This is a genomic window from Rhizobium sp. PDO1-076 (genome assembly GCF_000247475.1).
GTDB lineage: Bacteria > Pseudomonadota > Alphaproteobacteria > Rhizobiales > Rhizobiaceae > Allorhizobium.
The window spans coordinates 1-1105 of the sequence record NZ_AHZC01000302.1 but is presented as its reverse complement, the minus strand read 5'-3'; the positions used below and the strand labels follow the sequence as shown (position 1 = coordinate 1105).

1 pseudogene is annotated in these 1105 nt (G+C 58.1%); it reads right to left on the bottom strand.

What is annotated here, in order from left to right:
* Positions 1-22 precede the first annotated feature (22 nt).
* Positions 23-1049, bottom strand: a pseudogene (locus PDO_RS15530) (IS630 family transposase).
* Positions 1050-1105 lie beyond the last annotated feature (56 nt).

Below are 1105 nucleotides of genomic sequence, written 5' to 3'. Positions count from 1 at the left end.
TATTGATCCGGCACGGTGATAGTTAGGCTGCGTATCGGCATCGGGGGTCGCGGAAGAAGGCTTGCACTGCGTCTGGCGACTGTGCCAGGCCGGTCATGTGGCTTTCGGCCGCGGCCTTGAGCCTGGGTTTTGACTGGGACGGTGGTGCTGATGGCATGCTTGAGGCTGGCATTGAGCCGCTCATCTGGGTTCAATTCAGGCGAGTAGCTGGGAAGATAGAAGATCTCGATCTGATCTTTGCGTGTCTCCAGCCATGCCTTGACCAATTTCGAGTGATGCGCCCGGAGATTGTCGAGGATGAGAAAGATTTTGCGATCCGCATCTTTGATGAGCGCTTCGAGGAACTCGATCAGCCGATCCGCGCCGAAGTTCTCATCAATGATCATCCAGCGCGTCTTGCCCTGATTGGTGACGGTCGAGATCATCGACAACTTGGCTCGGCTTCCCGGTGCGTAAGCGACCGGCGTCTCTCCTTTGGGAGCATAAGATCGGCCGCGCACGTCTGTGTTGATAACAGCGGTCTCGTCGCCCCAGTGGATTTCACCACTCTCGGCCTTGGCCTGCGCTTCGATCGTTGGATAGGTCGCCTCCAGCCAGGCCTGCACGGCCTGCGGATTTTGCTCATAGGCCCGACGGATCGGCTTCTGCGGCGTAAACCCCCAGCGCTTCAGATAATTGCCGACGGCGCGGATCTTCAGGGAAATACCGCATTCCCGGCTGATCAACTCCATCACCGCCCCGCGCGTCCACAGCGCAAATTCCATCTTCAGTTGCTCAGGCCGCTTGTCGCAGATCAAGCGACGGATTTGCGCCTCCTGCTCAGGGCTCAGGCTGCGGCCGTCGCCTTGGCATCGGCCGCGATCCTTTGGCTTGAGGCTCGCCACACCTTCCGCTTCATAGCCGTCGATCGCCTTGCGAACCGCCTGCCACGACAGGCCCGTCAACTCGACAATCCGCATCACTTTGTGACCGGCCTTGTACAACCGGACCACCTGCCGGCGAAGCTCATAAAGCGCTGATTTGCTCAGTTTCCGTGCGTCTGTCTCCATGCGCAAATCATACTATTTCGCGTTCTCTAACTCAATATATATTCGTGCCTGGTCTA